Source organism: Prolixibacteraceae bacterium, assembly GCA_019856515.1.
Lineage (GTDB): Bacteria > Bacteroidota > Bacteroidia > Bacteroidales > Prolixibacteraceae > Halosquirtibacter > Halosquirtibacter xylanolyticus.
Genome location: CP082230.1, coordinates 4,460,544 through 4,477,445 on the forward strand (window position 1 = coordinate 4,460,544; position 16,902 = coordinate 4,477,445).

Annotated in this window: 16 protein-coding genes; 4 read left to right on the plus strand and 12 right to left on the minus strand. The window is 37.9% G+C overall.

The window, feature by feature from the left end; genetic code table 11:
- The first annotated feature begins 386 nt into the window (after nt 1-386).
- Nucleotides 387-1,997: a DUF6377 domain-containing protein gene (locus tag K5X82_16305; protein ID QZT36791.1), complete on the plus strand. Its 1,611-nt coding sequence runs from the start codon at nt 387-389 to the stop codon at nt 1,995-1,997.
- A 66-nt stretch (nt 1,998-2,063) separates the two neighbouring features.
- On the opposite strand, the gene rsxA is transcribed toward K5X82_16305, so the two are convergent.
- The 9 genes from rsxA to recG all read right to left on the minus strand — a co-directional run bounded on the left by rsxA (nt 2,064) and on the right by recG (nt 12,338).
- On the minus strand, nt 2,064-2,636 hold the full coding sequence (gene rsxA / locus K5X82_16310) for an electron transport complex subunit RsxA (GenBank protein QZT36792.1): 573 nt from the start codon (nt 2,634-2,636) through the stop codon (nt 2,064-2,066).
- Between the two features lie 3 nt (nt 2,637-2,639).
- The gene (locus tag K5X82_16315; protein ID QZT36793.1) at nt 2,640-3,224 is read right to left on the minus strand and encodes an electron transport complex subunit E; all 585 of its coding nucleotides are present in this window, start codon (nt 3,222-3,224) and stop codon (nt 2,640-2,642) included.
- Nucleotides 3,221-3,868 (minus strand): RnfABCDGE type electron transport complex subunit G, encoded by a 648-nt coding sequence (locus tag K5X82_16320; protein ID QZT36794.1) that lies wholly within the window; start codon nt 3,866-3,868, stop codon nt 3,221-3,223. The genes K5X82_16315 and K5X82_16320 overlap by 4 nt, the downstream gene beginning before the upstream one ends.
- The gene (locus K5X82_16325; GenBank protein QZT36795.1) at nt 3,868-4,842 is read right to left on the minus strand and encodes an RnfABCDGE type electron transport complex subunit D; all 975 of its coding nucleotides are present in this window, start codon (nt 4,840-4,842) and stop codon (nt 3,868-3,870) included. The genes K5X82_16320 and K5X82_16325 overlap by 1 nt, the downstream gene beginning before the upstream one ends.
- A gap of 51 nt (nt 4,843-4,893) precedes the next feature.
- A complete protein-coding gene (gene rsxC, locus K5X82_16330) occupies nt 4,894-6,225 on the minus strand; it encodes an electron transport complex subunit RsxC (GenBank protein QZT39146.1) in 1,332 nt (443 codons plus the stop codon).
- A gap of 43 nt (nt 6,226-6,268) precedes the next feature.
- Complete coding sequence (locus K5X82_16335; protein ID QZT36796.1) at nt 6,269-7,126, minus strand: Fe-S cluster domain-containing protein; 858 nt, start codon at nt 7,124-7,126, stop codon at nt 6,269-6,271.
- A gap of 15 nt (nt 7,127-7,141) precedes the next feature.
- Nucleotides 7,142-7,561, minus strand: a complete 420-nt coding sequence (locus tag K5X82_16340; GenBank protein ID QZT36797.1) for a SoxR reducing system RseC family protein — start codon at nt 7,559-7,561, stop codon at nt 7,142-7,144.
- An 841-nt stretch (nt 7,562-8,402) separates the two neighbouring features.
- Nucleotides 8,403-10,229, minus strand: a complete 1,827-nt coding sequence (locus tag K5X82_16345; GenBank protein QZT36798.1) for a HAMP domain-containing histidine kinase — start codon at nt 10,227-10,229, stop codon at nt 8,403-8,405.
- A 21-nt stretch (nt 10,230-10,250) separates the two neighbouring features.
- Nucleotides 10,251-12,338 carry an ATP-dependent DNA helicase RecG gene (recG, locus tag K5X82_16350; GenBank protein ID QZT36799.1) on the minus strand — a complete coding sequence of 696 codons (2,088 nt, stop codon included), beginning with the start codon at nt 12,336-12,338 and terminating at the stop codon, nt 10,251-10,253.
- A gap of 317 nt (nt 12,339-12,655) precedes the next feature.
- On the opposite strand from recG, the gene K5X82_16355 reads away from it, so the two are divergent.
- The 3 genes from K5X82_16355 to K5X82_16365 all read left to right on the plus strand — a co-directional run bounded on the left by K5X82_16355 (nt 12,656) and on the right by K5X82_16365 (nt 14,147).
- Nucleotides 12,656-13,285: a hypothetical protein gene (locus K5X82_16355; GenBank protein ID QZT36800.1), complete on the plus strand. Its 630-nt coding sequence runs from the start codon at nt 12,656-12,658 to the stop codon at nt 13,283-13,285.
- A gap of 3 nt (nt 13,286-13,288) precedes the next feature.
- Nucleotides 13,289-13,837 (plus strand): cob(I)yrinic acid a,c-diamide adenosyltransferase, encoded by a 549-nt coding sequence (locus tag K5X82_16360; GenBank protein QZT36801.1) that lies wholly within the window; start codon nt 13,289-13,291, stop codon nt 13,835-13,837.
- 88 nt (nt 13,838-13,925) lie between these two features.
- Entirely contained in the window at nt 13,926-14,147 is a 222-nt protein-coding gene (locus tag K5X82_16365) for a DUF2795 domain-containing protein (GenBank protein ID QZT36802.1), read from the plus strand.
- 131 nt (nt 14,148-14,278) lie between these two features.
- Here the strand turns inward: K5X82_16365 and K5X82_16370 are convergent, their stop codons facing one another.
- From K5X82_16370 to K5X82_16380, 3 genes are all read right to left on the minus strand, one after another.
- On the minus strand, nt 14,279-15,430 hold the full coding sequence (locus K5X82_16370) for a sigma-54 dependent transcriptional regulator (protein ID QZT36803.1): 1,152 nt from the start codon (nt 15,428-15,430) through the stop codon (nt 14,279-14,281).
- 8 nt (nt 15,431-15,438) lie between these two features.
- Nucleotides 15,439-16,353, minus strand: a complete 915-nt coding sequence (locus tag K5X82_16375; GenBank protein ID QZT36804.1) for a hypothetical protein — start codon at nt 16,351-16,353, stop codon at nt 15,439-15,441.
- 70 nt (nt 16,354-16,423) lie between these two features.
- Nucleotides 16,424-16,756, minus strand: coding sequence for a rhodanese-like domain-containing protein (locus K5X82_16380; GenBank protein QZT36805.1), 333 nt, complete (start codon nt 16,754-16,756; stop codon nt 16,424-16,426).
- Nucleotides 16,757-16,902: the final 146 nt, after the last annotated feature.

A 16,902-nucleotide genomic window follows, 5' to 3' on the forward strand; every position in this document is an offset into this window, starting at 1 on the left:
CATTCGATTAGTGAGAAACTCCTATGTTGATCTATAGAACTCCCATCGATGATCAAAGTTCCGCTATTCAGAATGAGAATCATATTTACAAAATGAAAATATAATGAAATATAGAGTCCCATAATCGTTTAATATTCACGTTCGTAGTGTCTTAAGTGGATGGGTGTGCTGACATTTATATAACGTTATTGGTCTAGTCTTATAACCTCTAGAACATATTGTTTTCTATCTTTTTCATATGTTTTACCCCTAAGTCGATGAAATTCTTCTTCTTCCTGGCATCATAAGGGTATAATTATATATATACCCAGTGAGAACTCCAATCTGTATATATCGTTTCATGAATGCAAGATGAGCATTCATAATAATGCCTTATCTTTGGTCCTATGAAAGTTTACTGTATTAAGTTTTTCGGGTACGTGTCGTTGTTCATCTTGGTTCTTAGTGCCTGTTCTAGACAACCAAAAGTGAGGGAGTTTAAAGAGCTAAACGTTGCTTTAGACCAACGTAATATATTTCAAACTAAAAAGAGTCAAAGTATAACGCATCTTTATGAAAAACTGAATCTATGCCGTCATAATGATACCATTAAATACAAAATCTCAGAAGAGCTCTATAGTGAGTACTTCTCATATGAGAACGACTCCTCTCTATTCTATGCTTCTCAGATGTTAGACATCACTAAGGAAACAGGTGGTGACCTCTACTATAATGCCATAATAAAGAAAGGAGCGTCTTTGATTAGAGCAGGACTATTTCTTGAGGCACGAGAGGGACTAGCAGGGGTTAATCTGTCGAGATTATCGACATCACGACTTGTTGATTTCTACTATACGATGTCAACCCTCTATTTTGAGCTAGATTGGAAGTATGCCAATACGATATATCAAGACAAATATTTACAGTTGGGAATAAAGATGCTATCGCGCGCGCTAAGGTTTAGTGAAGATAAAACCCCTAGACACTATTCATTAAAAGGGCTCTACCATTTGAAGAAAGGAGAGTACCATCTCGCAGCATCCTCTTTTCATACCCTGTTTAATGACTATCAGGTTACAGGAAGACAGTTGGCAGTAGATGCAAGCACTTTCGCTTCTGTTCAAAAGAATTTAGGCGATGTTGATTCCTATCTCAGGCTTTTAGAAATGGCTGCAATCGAGGATATAAAGATCGTCAATAGAGAGAATTTTGCTCTGCTTGAGTTGGGCAATTACCTCTACAATCGTGGACAAATAGCACAAGCCGAACGCTACCTCGATATTGCTTTTAAGGATGCACGTATGTATGGGGCACAGCTGAGACAGGAGCAGTTATCTCTTATTATTTCAGATGTCATTGGTGCTAAGGCTCGTAATATATCGAGACAGAAAGATCACATTCTTATGTTTATCCTTGTAATCTTGTTGCTTCTTCTTGTCATCATGGTAATCTTGATACTTCTATATCGACAATTAATTGAGGTACGCCGTACCAAGACTATTGTTGAAAAGAAGAACCTTCTGATCAATAGGAACAATGCAAAACTGAAAGAAGCCAATACGATTAAAGATGAATACATTGGTTTCTCTTTTAGGGTTAGTTCAGAGCTATTGACGAAGCTAGAGTACATCTATACGAAAGTAGATAGGAGTATAATACATCATGATTTTAATGAATTGAGACGCGTCTTGAGTAGTGGTGGGATAAAAGAGGAAAGAGAACATTTCTTAGACTCTTTTGATCGAACATTTCTATCTCTCTTCCCAACCTTTATCGTTGAGTTCAACTCTCTATTTGATGAGGATAAAACAATTATAAGCAGTTCAAGCAAGAACCTAAATACTGAGGTTCGAATCTTTGCCCTAATTCGTCTCGGAATTACTGACAACAAGAAAATTAGTCAAATACTAGACTACTCAATAAACACAATAAATAGCTATAAGACCAAGGTGAAGAATCGTTCCAAAGTCAACAACGATCAGTTTGAGCAAGCCGTGAAAGAAATTGGTATTATGTAGTCTGAAGCAAAAAAAGAGCCATTCAATAGTGAATAGCTCTTTTTAAGTATATTATATGGTATTGTCTTATACGATTCCTGAGAACCCCATAAAGGCCATCGCCAAGATACCAGCTGTAATCAATGCGATAGGTGTTCCTTTTAATCCTTTAGGAACTTCCATCAGCTCCAACTGCTCACGAAGACCAGCAAATATAACTAGAGCTACACCAAAACCTACAGCATTAGCAACAGCAAATGTTACTCCTTCTAATAAGTTAAAGTCTTTCTGGATTGTAAGAATCGCAACCCCTAAGATCGCACAGTTTGTTGTAATCAGTGGAAGGAAAACCCCTAATGCTTGATACAACGATGGGCTCACCTTTTTAAGAACGATCTCCACCAACTGTACTAAGGATGCAATAATAAGAATAAATGATATCGTTTGAAGATATCCCAATCCTAATGGATTAAGAATCTCATGTTGAACGATAAAAGTTACAATAGTTGCCAACGCCATAACAAATGCTACCGCACCTGTCATACCTAAAGCAGTCGATACTTTCTTCGATACCCCTAAGAATGGACAGATCCCTAAGAACTGAGAAAGAACAATATTGTTTACAAAGACTGCAGATATAATAATGATTATATATTCCATTTCTTAAGCCTTTTTGATTTTATTAATGATTGCGATAAGGTATCCTAATACAAGGAATGCTCCAGGTGCAAGGATAAATACCAAGCTACCGTAATTCTCGTTAAAGATAGGGAAGCCGAATAGTTTTCCACTACCCAACAGTTCACGAATACCACCTAGAAGTGTTAATGCAAAACTAAACCCTAGTCCCATACCAACACCATCAAGCATCGATTCGAATGGTCCGTTCTTTGAAGCAAATGCCTCCGCACGACCCAATACAATACAGTTTACTACAATCAGTGGGATAAAAAGACCCAAACTCTTATAAAGCGCTGGAAGGTAAGCTTGCATCACCATTTGAAGTACTGTCACAAACGTTGCAATTACCACGATAAAACTAGGGATACGTACTTTGTCTGGTATAAATCTAGCGATTAAAGAGATCGCGATATTTGAAAGCATCAACACGAATGTTGTTGCCAATCCCATACCTAATCCATTGATGGCTGAAGATGTTACTCCAAGAGTTGGACACATACCAAGAAGTAGTACGAACACAGGATTCTCTTGTAAAAATCCTTTGGTTACAATCTTTAGTTTACTCATGATTTCCCTCCTTCTTTCTCTTTATGTTGTTTTGAAGCACCAGATACACCATCTGCACTCTTGTCATTGGCGATCGCTTTGGTTGCTCTGCTTACTGCATCAAGAAAGGCTCTTGATGAGATTGTTGCTGCGGTAATGGCATCAATATCTCCACCATCTTTGGATACAGTCATCTTCGTTTTAGTTGGATCTAATCCTATAATAGAGTTTTTCTTTCCCTCTTTAGGTGTACTGAACCACTCTTGCATCTTTGACCCCAAACCAGGAGTCTCTTGGTGTAACAAGACTTGAAATCCAGAAATCTTGTTCTCCTTATCAAAACCAACCATGATATCGATATGACCAGAGAATCCATTATTAGTAAACGTTTTTATGGCATGACCTACAAGTGCTCCTTGAGCATCTAAGGCTGGAAACACCTCTAAGCTATCCTTATCTCCCTTAACAATAGTCTTGTAACTGTCGCCCAGTTTATCAAATTTTGGAAGAACAGAAGCGATCGCTTCTTCTTGAGCCTTTACCTGACTCTTTGTGATGGCATCTGCAGTCAATTGGTTCATTAGACCCAATATTGCTCCAGACCCCATTGTTACCACAAAAAGTGTGATAACCATGTTTTTAAAGTTCGATGCTATCTTTGCCATTATGCTTGTCCTCCAAATCTAGTTGGTTTCACATAGTTGTTGATAAGAGGTACTACTGCATTCATAATAAGAATAGCGAACGAAATACCTTCTGGATATGCTCCAAAGTTACGAATACAGATGGTAATAATACCGATCGCTGCTCCATAGATTAGTTGTCCTTTGACTGACATTGGAGAGGTGACCATATCGGTAGCCATATATATTGCTCCTAACATCGCACCACCACTCAAGATGTGGAATAGCGGATTGATATATAGCTCAGGGTCTACTAAGTAAAGAATTCCCTGAAGAATAAACATACTTCCTAGAACCGCCACTGGAATGTGCCATGTGATGATCTTCTTGTATAGCATAAATAGACCACCAATAAGTAGTGCTACTGCTGAGATCTCTCCCAATGAACCTGTCATCGATCCATAAAAAAGATCAAAGTTAGTAGGAAGATTAGGTAGTAGTTGTGATACAGACTGTCCTGATTTTAAACCCTCTTTTAGTACTCCTAGTGGCGTAGCTCCAGAGAATGCATCAACAGCGCTGTTTGCGCTCCATGAGGTCATCTGTACTGGAAAAGAGATCAACAAGAAAACCCTTCCAACCAATACTGGATTGAATAAGTTCTGTCCAAGACCACCAAAGGTCATCTTTCCTACTCCAATAGCGATTAAAGCACCCAAGATAACCAACCATATTGGAAGAGAACTTGGAACATTGAACGCAAGAAGTAGTCCTGTGATTACTGCAGAACCATCTTGAATTGTACTCTCTCCCTTAAGAAGGTATCTTTGAAATAGGTGTTCAAAAATAACACATGATGCTACTGAAACAGCAGTAATCATCAATGCTTGCCATCCAAAGAAGAACGTACTAGCGATAAGTGCCGGAATAAGTGATAACACCACGCCGTACATAATCTTTTTAACAGACTCATCACCTTTGATATGCGGTGATGGTGAAACGGTAAGTAATTTCATTACTCTATAGTTTTTTGTGTCTTTATAGTTACACTTCGATTGATACTAAAGTTAGCTTCTCCTGCTGCGGATAATTTGTCCTACAGTCCCTTTTCCTAGACGGATATAATCTAGAAGAGGACGATTGGATGGACAGGTGAATGAACATGATCCACACTCGATACAATCCATCACATTACGGTTCTCCGACTGTTCCCACATCGATTTCTCCGCTAGAGACATCAATAGATAAGGTTCAATACCCATTGGGCATGCTTTGACACACTTAGAACAACGAATACATGCATCCATCTTCTCTCTCGCAGACTCCGTATCTTGCATAATCAGTATGCCCGAAGTTCCTTTGGCTGATGGAATCTCAAGATTTACTACTGCCTTACCCATCATCGGACCTCCACTGATCACTTTACCTGTATCTTCAGGTAATCCGCCTGCTTCATCGATCAAATCTTGGATAGGTGTACCGCCACGAACCAATAGGTTACATGGTTTTGATACTGATTTACCAGTAACAGTTACGACCCTCTCAAATAGAGGCTTGTTCTTCTGCACTGCTTCATAGACAGCATATGCTGTAGCTACATTGTTGACCACAGCCCCTACAGCAATAGGAAGAGCTCCCGATGGAACCTCTTTGCCAATAGTTGCAGCGATAAGTTGTTTCTCACCACCTTGTGGATATTGTACTTTCAAAGGAGTGATTTCGATACCCTCATAAGCTTTCGCCAGCTTCTTGAAGTGATCAATCGCATCCTTCTTGTTATTCTCAATACCAATAATGGCTTTCGAAACCCCAATACCTTTCATCAGGATAGAAACCCCAACCATGATCTCTTCGCCTTTCTCCAACATGATCTGGTGATCGGCTGTAAGATATGGCTCACACTCCACTGCATTAATGACCAAAACCTCTGCCGTGTTTCCTGGAGGTGGTGATAGTTTGATATGAGTAGGGAACGTTGCCCCTCCTAATCCAACAATCCCAGCTTCAGCAATACGTGCCTTGATCTCATCTTGTGTCATGGTGATCTCTTTGACCAAATCCGATGATCTGTCAATAGTCTCTTCCCACTCGTCTCCGTCCACATCAACAACAACAACATCTTTCTTATACCCAGAGCTATCCAAGATCTGATCGATCTTCTTTACTTTACCAGATACCGAAGAGTGAATGTTGGCTGAAACAAAGCCCGAAGCTTTACCAATCATTTGACCTACTTTAACCATATCTCCCTTTTTAACCAGAGGAGTGGCTGGCGCCCCGATATGCTGAGCCATCGGGATATATACGGTCTTAGGGATCGCTAATGCTTGAATGCTTGCATTGGCCGACAGTTTGTTTTCGGCAGGATGAATACCCCCAATTTTAAATGTCTTAAGCACCATAATAGTTTAATCGTTTTTCTTGTTAATTACGTAATCTGACTTATGAAGCTGGTGCTTCCTCTTTCTTCACCTTGCGTGGTGGAAAGTTCTCTTCAACTATTGCACCTGTTGGGCAAACCGAAACACACTTACGACATAACTTACATTTGTCGCCATCGATGAATGCAAGATTCTTCTCCATGGTGATCGCCTCAAATGGACACTCCTTGAAACATTTTGTACAACCGATACAAGCTGTGCTACAGGCTTTCTTCGCTGCTGCTCCCTTGTCCATATTACGACATGATACATAAACTTTACGACCTTTAGGCATCTTCTTGCGTAACTCGATAAGTGTCTTTGGACATGCAGTAACACAGGCTCCACATGCAACACATTTGTCATCATCAACTTCTGGAAGTCCCGTCTCAGGATTCATGTGAATCGCGTCAAACTCACAAGCAGTAACACAGTCACCACAGCCTAAACATCCATATGAACAACCTGTATCTCCTGCATATAGAGAAGAGGCGATAGCACAAGAAACTGTACCATCATAAAGGTTTGTTTTTGGACGATGTTCACATGTACCGTTACATCTTACAACTGCTGTTTGAGGAGCTTTTTTTACAGCTTCAAGCCCTAGAATGTCAGCAACAGAACCCATGCAATCGTTTCCACCCACAGGGCAAAAAAGATCAGATAATTCCATCTCCTTAACACATGCTTCTGCAAAGGCTCTACAACCTGCAAATCCACATCCCCCACAATTCGCGCCTGGCAATGACCCTTCAACATCATCAATGCGAGGGTCCTCTTCAACTTTGAACTTTTTAGCTGCAACGGCAAGTATTACTGCGGCTAAAACTCCAATGATACTTAATACAAGAATCGTATTAAAAACAAGTGTTAGAATCATTATTATTTGGATTTACTAGATTTTACGGATTGAAAATTCGAGTTTATTGGAAATACGTCCCCTAAATATATATAGTAGTGCGTAATAGGGAACAAGTATAGTAATAGTTAGAATTGCAGAAATTGAGTCGCTAAAATCGAGTTGCTTAAATAGTATTAGCGAGAGAATAAGTACCACTAAAGGAAGAAGATAACCAAGTAGTAAGGCAAGTTTTTCTTGCTTCTTATTTGCAACCAAAACAACCTTCTGACCAATCTCTAATCCCCTCGGAGCTCTCTTTATATGAACAAGTTTCTCTTCGACATCTGCTACAGAACAAGCTCCTTTGGCATGACATCCTGCACATGCTGATTTTGCTATAATTTTTACCCAAGCGTCTTGATCTTCAATACGTGAGACAACTCCATCGTGGGTTAATTCTTTATTCTTATTCATGACATCTTTGAAAATATTCGTTACAAATCTAAATATGATTATTACTTTTCAATGAGATTCTCTGTCTAAAAATCGAATTATACCGTTATTTATTTCTGTTTTAAATACGACGGGCTATTGTTGATATTTTTTGAATAAATAGACCAATTATAGATTGGAATACTCCTTGTGAAAAAGTTGTAGTTATTTATGTGACATTTGTCATGTGTGACTGTTGTGCCGCATCATTTTAGTGCAAAATTATAATTCGAACATTTTGACTGACACCACATCTTCCTCAAAACATAGAAAAGAACCGCACCCTTACTCTCTAACGATATTATACATTTAACCCCATTAAGGCATCCAAAAAAATATCCTTCGTGAATATCACCCCCCCCTCTCTTCGAAAGTAATATCCCACTACAATACCATTAATTGCCAATTACTCCGTAGTTCCATATTACTTTCCCCTGACTTTCCCCATCTCTTATCCGTCCTTAATACGTCTCTAATATATCCTTAATCCGTCCTTTGTCCATGGTTTAGCCATGGTTCGTCCATGGTTTGTCCATCGATTTCGGGGTTTTCGATGGCTGAATCATGGAGCTATGATGGACGATTCATGGACAAAGGACGGATTAGAGACGGGCTAAGGTTGGATTAGTGACGGGTTAAGGATGGATTAAGTTGGGTGTAAGTACGGTTATGTTACCTGTTAGTCAATAGATAGGGGTGTTGGGATAATAGGGGATAGGATTAACTCTTTTTTGTGTTATTCCTATCCGATATATGGTTGTTTGGAGGGAGCAATACTCTGTTTTTAAGATGGGGCTGGTATGGGTTTTATGCGGTGGTGAATCTATAGAGGGAAGAGAATTGTGATGGTTGTTCCTCTTTCGACCTGAGATTTTATATTGATCGTACCACTATTTTTATTGATAAATTCTTTACACAAGACCAATCCTAATCCAGTACCTTTTTCATTTTCGGTTCCTTTGGTGTAGTGTTTCTCCCCAACATCAAAGAGTTTGTTTAGATTCTTCTGAGATATACCAACGCCATTGTCTTTGATCATTATTCGACAATGGTTGTCGTGGATGTCTGTTTTGATCTTAATAAATTTGCCTCTATGTGAGAATTTGATGGCATTGGAGACTAGGTTGCGAATAATCGCAAGAAACATATTATTGTCGACATCGATCATTATATCGTTGTCGAACTCTTTGATAATGGTAATTTCCTTCTTTATCGCTTGTAACTCGATTAGCTCTAATGATGAGTTGATCTGTTTTGCTACATCAATTCGCGACTTGTGTATGGTCAACTCACCACTTTGTGATTTAGACCATGCCAATACGTCTTCGATTAACTGGAGCATTCCTTTCGAAGATTGAAGGATGAGTCTTGCGTAGTTGCTTTTCTGCTCTTTTGTAAAACAAGGATCATCATTCTGTAGTATCGTGGAGAATCCTTGGATGGTCATGATTGGATTCTTTAGATCATGTGCAAGGATGTTAATGAATTTTCCTTTGGTTGTATTTGCATCATGAAGTTTCTTCGCGGATCTCTTTAATAGTATTTGATTAAATATCTTATTGGAAAGGGCTGTTGCGCTTAGGTAGGATATGATAATGAGTAAAAATAGAATGATTAAATATGTTACAATGAGTCTGCTTAGTTTGTGGGTATTGTAATCACTATAGTTTGCCTCTGGAATATATGATATAAGTTTATATTCGATGTTTTGTGGGATATTCTCTTTATTATATTCCACTTTGTTTTCGATTAGAAGCTCTTCGAGTATATGTCCGAAATTGATGGTGTTATAATTAAAGAATCCTATTTCGGAAACAAATGATCCCGATTGTTGTCCTGCAAATCGATCTGCCTGTTTGTTGTAGTTGCTAAGGAAAGAGCAGCAGTATTTATTATTAGGTGTTGTTGGAATGGCAGTGCTGTCTACATTAAAACTTAGTTTTCCTTGTGTGTCTACTAGGAATGTTTTGCCACTTACACGTCTGTTGTTTAAGAGGATCTGTTTGTCATTTTTCATTTTGGCAACAATCTCTTTCAGGCTGCAACTCAACGATAGAATAGCAATGTCTCCATTGGGTGTCTCTATGGTCGAAGATATCGATATGGCATAGTGATCTATGTCGTCTAATTTATCTGGTGTTTTTAGTAGACGAATCTTACTTATTTTGTATTTATACTTAACGATCTTGTTAATCTTATTGATTCGGTCGTTAATGTTCAAATCAAGCTCTTGATGAAAGGTGTTCTGTATGCTATCGTTTATGCTCTCTATGACTAGAGATTTTTTTGTGTAGGGTGTAAGAAGTACAATGCGGTTATAGTAGCGCTTGCGTTTCATATAGCGTGATAGAGATGCGATCACTTCGTCTCTATTCTCTCTGTTCTGCTCTGCGACATAATCCTTTATTTTATCTCTTGCAGATATCTCTTGAAGGTCAATAAAAAGGTCCTCAATAGAGCTCGTGATCTCTTTGGATTGTATCTGAAGGATAGATTGATGTCTCATCTCTCCATCTTTGATATCATTGTCCACCTCAAACATAAAATAAGACCAAAATATTGCCCCCAATATTATGGTAGCAAGTAACACAAATACTGGGAAGAATTTGTTGAATAGTGCTTTCTGGTCTGTGTTGATTTTATATTTCATCTCTCTCTTGTGTTTATTGAATTAACTGATGTCGCTCCAGTTAAATAAACCTTTATTTATTTTTATTAACATATCTAAAATCTTTTTGTTCACTGGCTGGGCAAGTTTATGATCTTTTTCAGCAATCTTGAATATTATATTGCGAACATCTGCTAATATGTCTCCGTCTTTTGTGATATCCGATAGTTTCAAGTCTAATAGATCTCCACTCTGTTGAATGCCCTCAATATCGCCTGGTCCTCTAAGATCTAAATCGACTTCAGAGATCTTAAAACCATCGCTATGGTCTACCATTGTTTGCATTCGTGTTTTAGATACTTTGCTAATTTTATCTCCTGTGACAAGAATACAGTAAGCTTGATCGGCACCACGCCCAACACGCCCACGAAGCTGATGTAGTTGTGATAGTCCAAACCTTTCAGCACTTTCGATGATCATTACAGAAGCGTTCGGAACGTTTACTCCTACTTCAATAACGGTGGTCGCAACCATGATGTCGGTATGATGATTCTTGAATTTCATCATCTCTTCCTCTTTCTCTTTTGGTTTTAGCTTGCCGTGGACGATGCTTATCTTTCGATCAGGAAAATCGTCTGCAATCTGTTCGTATCCTTTCTCTAGATTTTTAAAGTCCATCTTTTCGGACTCTTCGATCAATGGATACACAATATATACTTGTCTGCCTTTTGATATTTCGGTGTGGATAAACTCATTAATCTTATCCCTTTTCGAATCAAAATAGTGCTTGGTAATGATAGGCTTCCTTCCTGGTGGAAGTTCGTCAATCACTGAGACATCTAGATCTCCATACAGTGTCATGGCCAATGTGCGAGGAATAGGTGTTGCGGTCATCACAAGAATGTGAGGTGGAATGATGCTTTTACGCCATAGTTTAGCACGTTGTGCCACTCCAAATCGATGTTGCTCGTCGATAATTACGAATCCCAATTTCTGGAATTTGACTTTATCTTCTATGAGTGCATGAGTACCGATCAAAAGATCGAGTGTACCATCTTCTAAGGATTCATGAATCTCTCGTCTTGCTGCTATTTTGGTTGATCCTGTGAGTAGACGAACATGGATGTTAAGATCATGTTTCATCTCCAAAATAGATGCAAGGTGTTGTGATGCCAATATCTCCGTAGGTGCCATTAAGCATGCTTGATAACCATTGTCGATGGCAATCAGTGCTGTCATGAATGCGACCATTGTTTTTCCACTTCCTACATCTCCTTGAACCAATCGGTTCATCTGTACTCCGGTATTCATATTGTGTCGTACCTCTTTGATGACACGTTTTTGTGCACCGGTAAGTTCAAATGGGATGTGTTGGCTGTAGAACTGGTTGAAAAGATCCCCTACAATTGGAAATTTGTTTCCTTTATATTTTTGCTCTCGATCAATTTTAAGGTAGATTACCTTCAACTGATTAAAGAAGAGTTCTTCAAATTTTATTCTATAGGTAGCGGCATTTAGTTCTTCAAAGTTTCTAGGTCTATGAACTCCATTTAATGCATACCTTTTGGGGTATAGATTTCTGTACTTTAGAAGCCAATCAGGAAATGTCTCCGTCTCTTCAGAATCTATTATATCTAATGCGTTACAGATGATTTGGAAAAGTTGCTTTGACTGAAGACCTTCCTTCTTCATCTTTTCTGTCGTGTGATATTGCGGATACAGTTGTCCGTTTGGTTCTCCACCTTTATCTACGGTTAGCTCTGGGTGTACAACGCTCACATTGTTCCCAAATTGTTTCGGCTTTCCAAAAAGAATATAGGGCTCTTTGAGTTTTAGAGACTGTTTAAGGTATTTGACACCTGTGAAAAATACTAGGTCAATAAATGCTTCCCCATCTGTAAAATATGCTGTCAATCGCTCTTTAGGTCCAGCACCTTCGCTCTTTATCTGAGTGATATAGCCTCTACACTGTACTGTTTCGGTGGAGCTCTTCGCTTCTTTTACAGATAAAAACTTTGTTCGGTCAATATATTTGTATGGATAATACGAAAGCAACTCTTCAAAAGTGTTAATGTTTAACTCACTTTTAAGAAGCATCTGCTTTTTAGGGCCAACACCTTTTACATATTTTATACTGCTTTCCATATTCATGATTATACAAATATATATAATCGTTAATCATTAAGCACGTTTGTTTGCACCAATTAAAATATTATTAGGTAACAAATAGTCTATTGGTATTTGTAACTGTATGACATATAATTGGTTGTCGTCTTGTGTGTCTAAATTGTACATTTTTCATTTCTTAATAATATGTTAATGCTTTTTGATACTAATTATATCACTCTGTGTTTGTTAAGTATCATGTTATCAGTGTTGTATGTTGTGTGTGTAATTGCTGTTTTAATTTATTAATTTTAGAGTTTAATTGTAGTTGTATTTTTTTTCACCATCTAAAATCAGATAAATTGAGAAAAAAAAATCAAATAGAACAGTTTGTACGATCGATTCGAAGACGAATATTTAAGATGAAGTATGGGCAGAGTTTTCCATATATATATGGTTTGTTGACTGGAGTTATCGACAATGATCATCGTTACTACTATTATGATGAGATTGATCGTATGGTTGAAAAATTTAGTCAAGATGAGAGCCGTTTGGGGGAGAACGATTTGGTGCACCTTCCCGATCGAAAAGTGTTGTATTGTATCTATCGACTTGTAAATGAGTTGCAACCACGTAAGATTTGTGTGTTGGGAGCTGATGTGGAGATATATCAAAATGTCTTAGCTTCGGTGGATACAACTGCTGTTATGGTGTCCTATGACGAATATCTCAAAGAGGATTTGGGGGGAGATTCAAAGGGACTTATTTTTTGTAATGGTGTGTCTCATGATAAATTGATGGAGGTATTTGAAAACATTCATATAGGAGATGTTGTTATCACTCATGGATTACATTGGAAAAGATGTGGTAAGATAGATTGGCCTTCTCTTGTAAAGGATTCTATGGTTACCGCTTCAATGGAATCTAAAGAGATGGGGATCGGTTTTACTGATCCAAATTTTAGGAAACAAAACTTTTACATAAAATATTAGTCTATGAAGGTTTATACTAAAACTGGTGACAAAGGCAAGACAAGTCTTTTTGGAGGAACTAGGGTGGATAAATTTGATCCTCGATTAGAAGCTTATGGAACCATTGATGAGTTGAATAGTTATGTCGGTATGGTTCGATCCTTTGTTGAGAAAAGTTCAATGGAAGAGGAGACTTTGATTGAGATACAAAAAAAATTGTTTGTAATTGGAGGAGTGTTGGCGACTGATGAAGAGAAAATAGAGCCATCTAAGCGTCTAATTTGTGAAGATGATGATATTAAACTTCTAGAGAATGAAATTGATAGAATGGACGAATCGTTGATTCCTTTGGAATTTTTTATTCTTCCTGGTGGAGAACAAGGAAGTTCATTCTGTCACTTGGCTAGAACTGTGTGTAGAAGATCTGAAAGATTGGTGCTGAAATTGTCTAAAGAGATTGATGTTCAGGAGAATGTCTTGAAGTACTTAAATCGGTTGTCTGACTATATGTTTGTTTTATCTCGTTATATCGCTCACCAAAAAAATGTGAAAGAAACACCATGGATTCCGTGATTTTTTTGTCTATTTTCTTTTGCATAAAGAAAAAAATTTTAATTTCGCAAAAAATAAGGTAATCTATCATTAATAAATAACTAGAAATATGTATTGGACGCTTGAATTGGCTTCAAGGCTAGAAGACGCACCATGGCCAGCAACAAAAGAGGAGCTTATCGACTTTGCAACACGCTCTGGAGCTCCAATGGAGGTAATAGAGAATCTTCAAGAGATCGAGGAAGAAGCAGAGGTGTTTGAAACGATTGAAGATATTTGGCCAGATTATCCTAGTAAAGACGATTTCTTCTTCAATGAAGAGGAGTATTAATGATTGTATTTCTATTGTATTTCTGAATTTTTGATGAGATACAAGAGAAAGATCATTGTTAATTATGGCTAATGATTATAAAAAAAGACCATCTTGGATATGCCAAGACGGTCTTTTTTTGTGCCTAATTTTTAAGTGAAGTTTGCAATGTCCTCTTTTGTGATTTCATCATCTGAAAGAATGAGTAGTCGCTCAATGATATTTCGAAGTTCTCTGATGTTACCTGTCCACCTCTTCTCTTGAAGTAGTTTAATGGCTTCGTTAGATATCTTTTTAGGCGCTTTCCCGTACGATTTACTGATTTCTGTGATAAAGTACTTACTCAATGCAGGAATGTCGTCTAATCGATCCTTTAGTGCAGGTACATGAATTAGTATAACACTGAGTCGATGATATAAATCCTCTCTGAAGGTGTTTTGATTAATCTCCTCTTGAAGGTTTTTATTGGTTGCTGCAATGACTCTTACATTGATCTTAATATGTTTGTCTCCACCAACACGGGTGATGCAATTTTCTTGAAGTGCCCTAAGTACCTTTGCTTGTGCCGAGGCACTCATGTCTCCAATCTCATCTAAGAATATAGTACCATTGTTGGCCTGTTCGAACTTCCCTTTGCGCTGTTTGTTTGCAGAGGTGAAAGCCCCTTTCTCATGGCCGAACAGTTCACTCTCTATCAGCTCAGATGGAATAGCAGCACAATTTACCTCAATGAATGGTTGATCTTTGCGCGTGCTGTTGTCGTGAAGCCTTTTGGCAATAAGCTCTTTTCCTGTACCATTTTCACCTGTAATCAGGACACGAGCATCTGTTTCAGCAACCTTATCGCAAATGTTCAATATCTGTGTAATTTTATCTGAAGAGCCAATAATGGTATCTTTATTTGAGATCTTCTTTTTTAACACCTTCTTCTCTTGAATCAGTGTTCCTCGTTCTCTTGCATTCTTAACAGTGATCAGAAGACGGTTTAGGTCAATTGGTTTCTCTATGAAATCAAAAGCTCCTTTTTTTATACACTCGACGGCAGTGTCGATATTACCATGCCCCGAGATCATAATGAAAGATGTGTCAGGAGCGATAGGGATAGACCTTTCTAATACTTCAATACCATCCATTTGTGGCATCTTAATATCACAGAATACGATTTTGTAGTTGTTGTTTTTAATCTTTTCGATTGCTTGTAGTCCATCTTCTGCCGTGTCTACATCATAATCTTCGAAGGAAAGAATGTCTTTTAGAGAGTTCCGAATGCTTCTTTCGTCATCAATGACCAAAATTTTATCCATATCTTTTGTTACTGAGTTATACTAAATAATGCTCCTTCTGCAAGTGCATATCCTGTTTGGTGTATTTTCGATATATTACTGTTTGATAGAACTAAATTGGTTAAAAGAGATGCGTACACAATCATCGTCTCTCTAATAGGAACCATTCCTGGAATATTTTTTCTCTCTTCTCTGGTTGAACTGATGAGTTTGGAATATAGATCTGAAAAATCATTTAGTTCAATCTGATTTAGCTTATGTAGATGAGAAATAGGTTTTTTGTATGTTATTAGATCTACATAGGTGTCAAAAGCTCCAGAACTTCCAATAAGTGTTTTGGGTTGATGTTTTGCAATCATTTTCCATAGCTCATCGTGTTGCTCTTGAAAGTAGTCAGATATCTCCTTGATGGTGCTTGGACCAATTTTGTCTTCAAAAGGAAAACGTTGCAATATTCGTGCCATTCCCGTTTTAAAGCTTTTACTCCAAATGATCTCGCCATTTTGGATGAGAACAAATTCATTACTTCCTCCTCCAATGTCCATTGAAAGTATGGGGTGAATAGTTTTGTCTATTGTTTTTAGTATGGCTAGAGACGTGATGTTTGCCTCTTCTGCACCAGTAAGAATGGTGAGCTTAAATTGTTTGTTTTGGTTGATTGCTTTGACAATGTCTGGGCAATTATTTGCCTCTCTGATAGCTGCAGTAGCATAGATGTTTACAGTTTTAATGCCATGCATCAGTGCTACCTGATAGTGTTCAGATAATGCTGACAGGATGTTCTCTATGCCTCTATTGGTGATACAATTGTCTCTGTAATTCTCATCTGCTCCAAGTCTTACAGGAATCGACTCTTTGTAATGAGAAATAAGTTTGTTCTGAACGATCTCTCCAATTAATAGAGTGCAAGTATTGGTGCCAAGGTCTACAACTGCCGTTTTCATATGGTTTATTCGCTTTTTGTAATGGCTTAAAGGTACGCGAAAACAATGATATGTTCACAACGGCTTGTTTCTAATTGGTGATGGTGACATATCCTTCACTTTCCCACTCTTCTAATCCGCCTTTTAATACGAGACAATTTTTATATCCTAGCTTTTCGAGACGATGGACAGCCATTTTGGGGCGCATCAGGGTGTTGTCTATACCATATAGAATAATTGCAGTCTCTTTGGCTGGACATGACGCTTCGATGTTCGAGATAAACTTCGGATCGTTTACGTCATAATTAGTCGAATTGGGAATATGATGTCTCATATAGGCATGATGAGGAAGGACGTTTACGATCATCGTTGGGGTGTCAGATTCGATGATTTCATTTAGTTGAATAGGGCTTATGTATTTCATGTTACAGATGGTTTTTCTGATTAAAACTATTTTGTATAGGTTTTTGTTTAAAAAATAGTGTTTTTTCAAAAGATTGATTGTCAAAAGTTAATGTGTTCTGTCATCCATTTAAGGGCGATAAAATACGATCTAAATTGATAATCGTG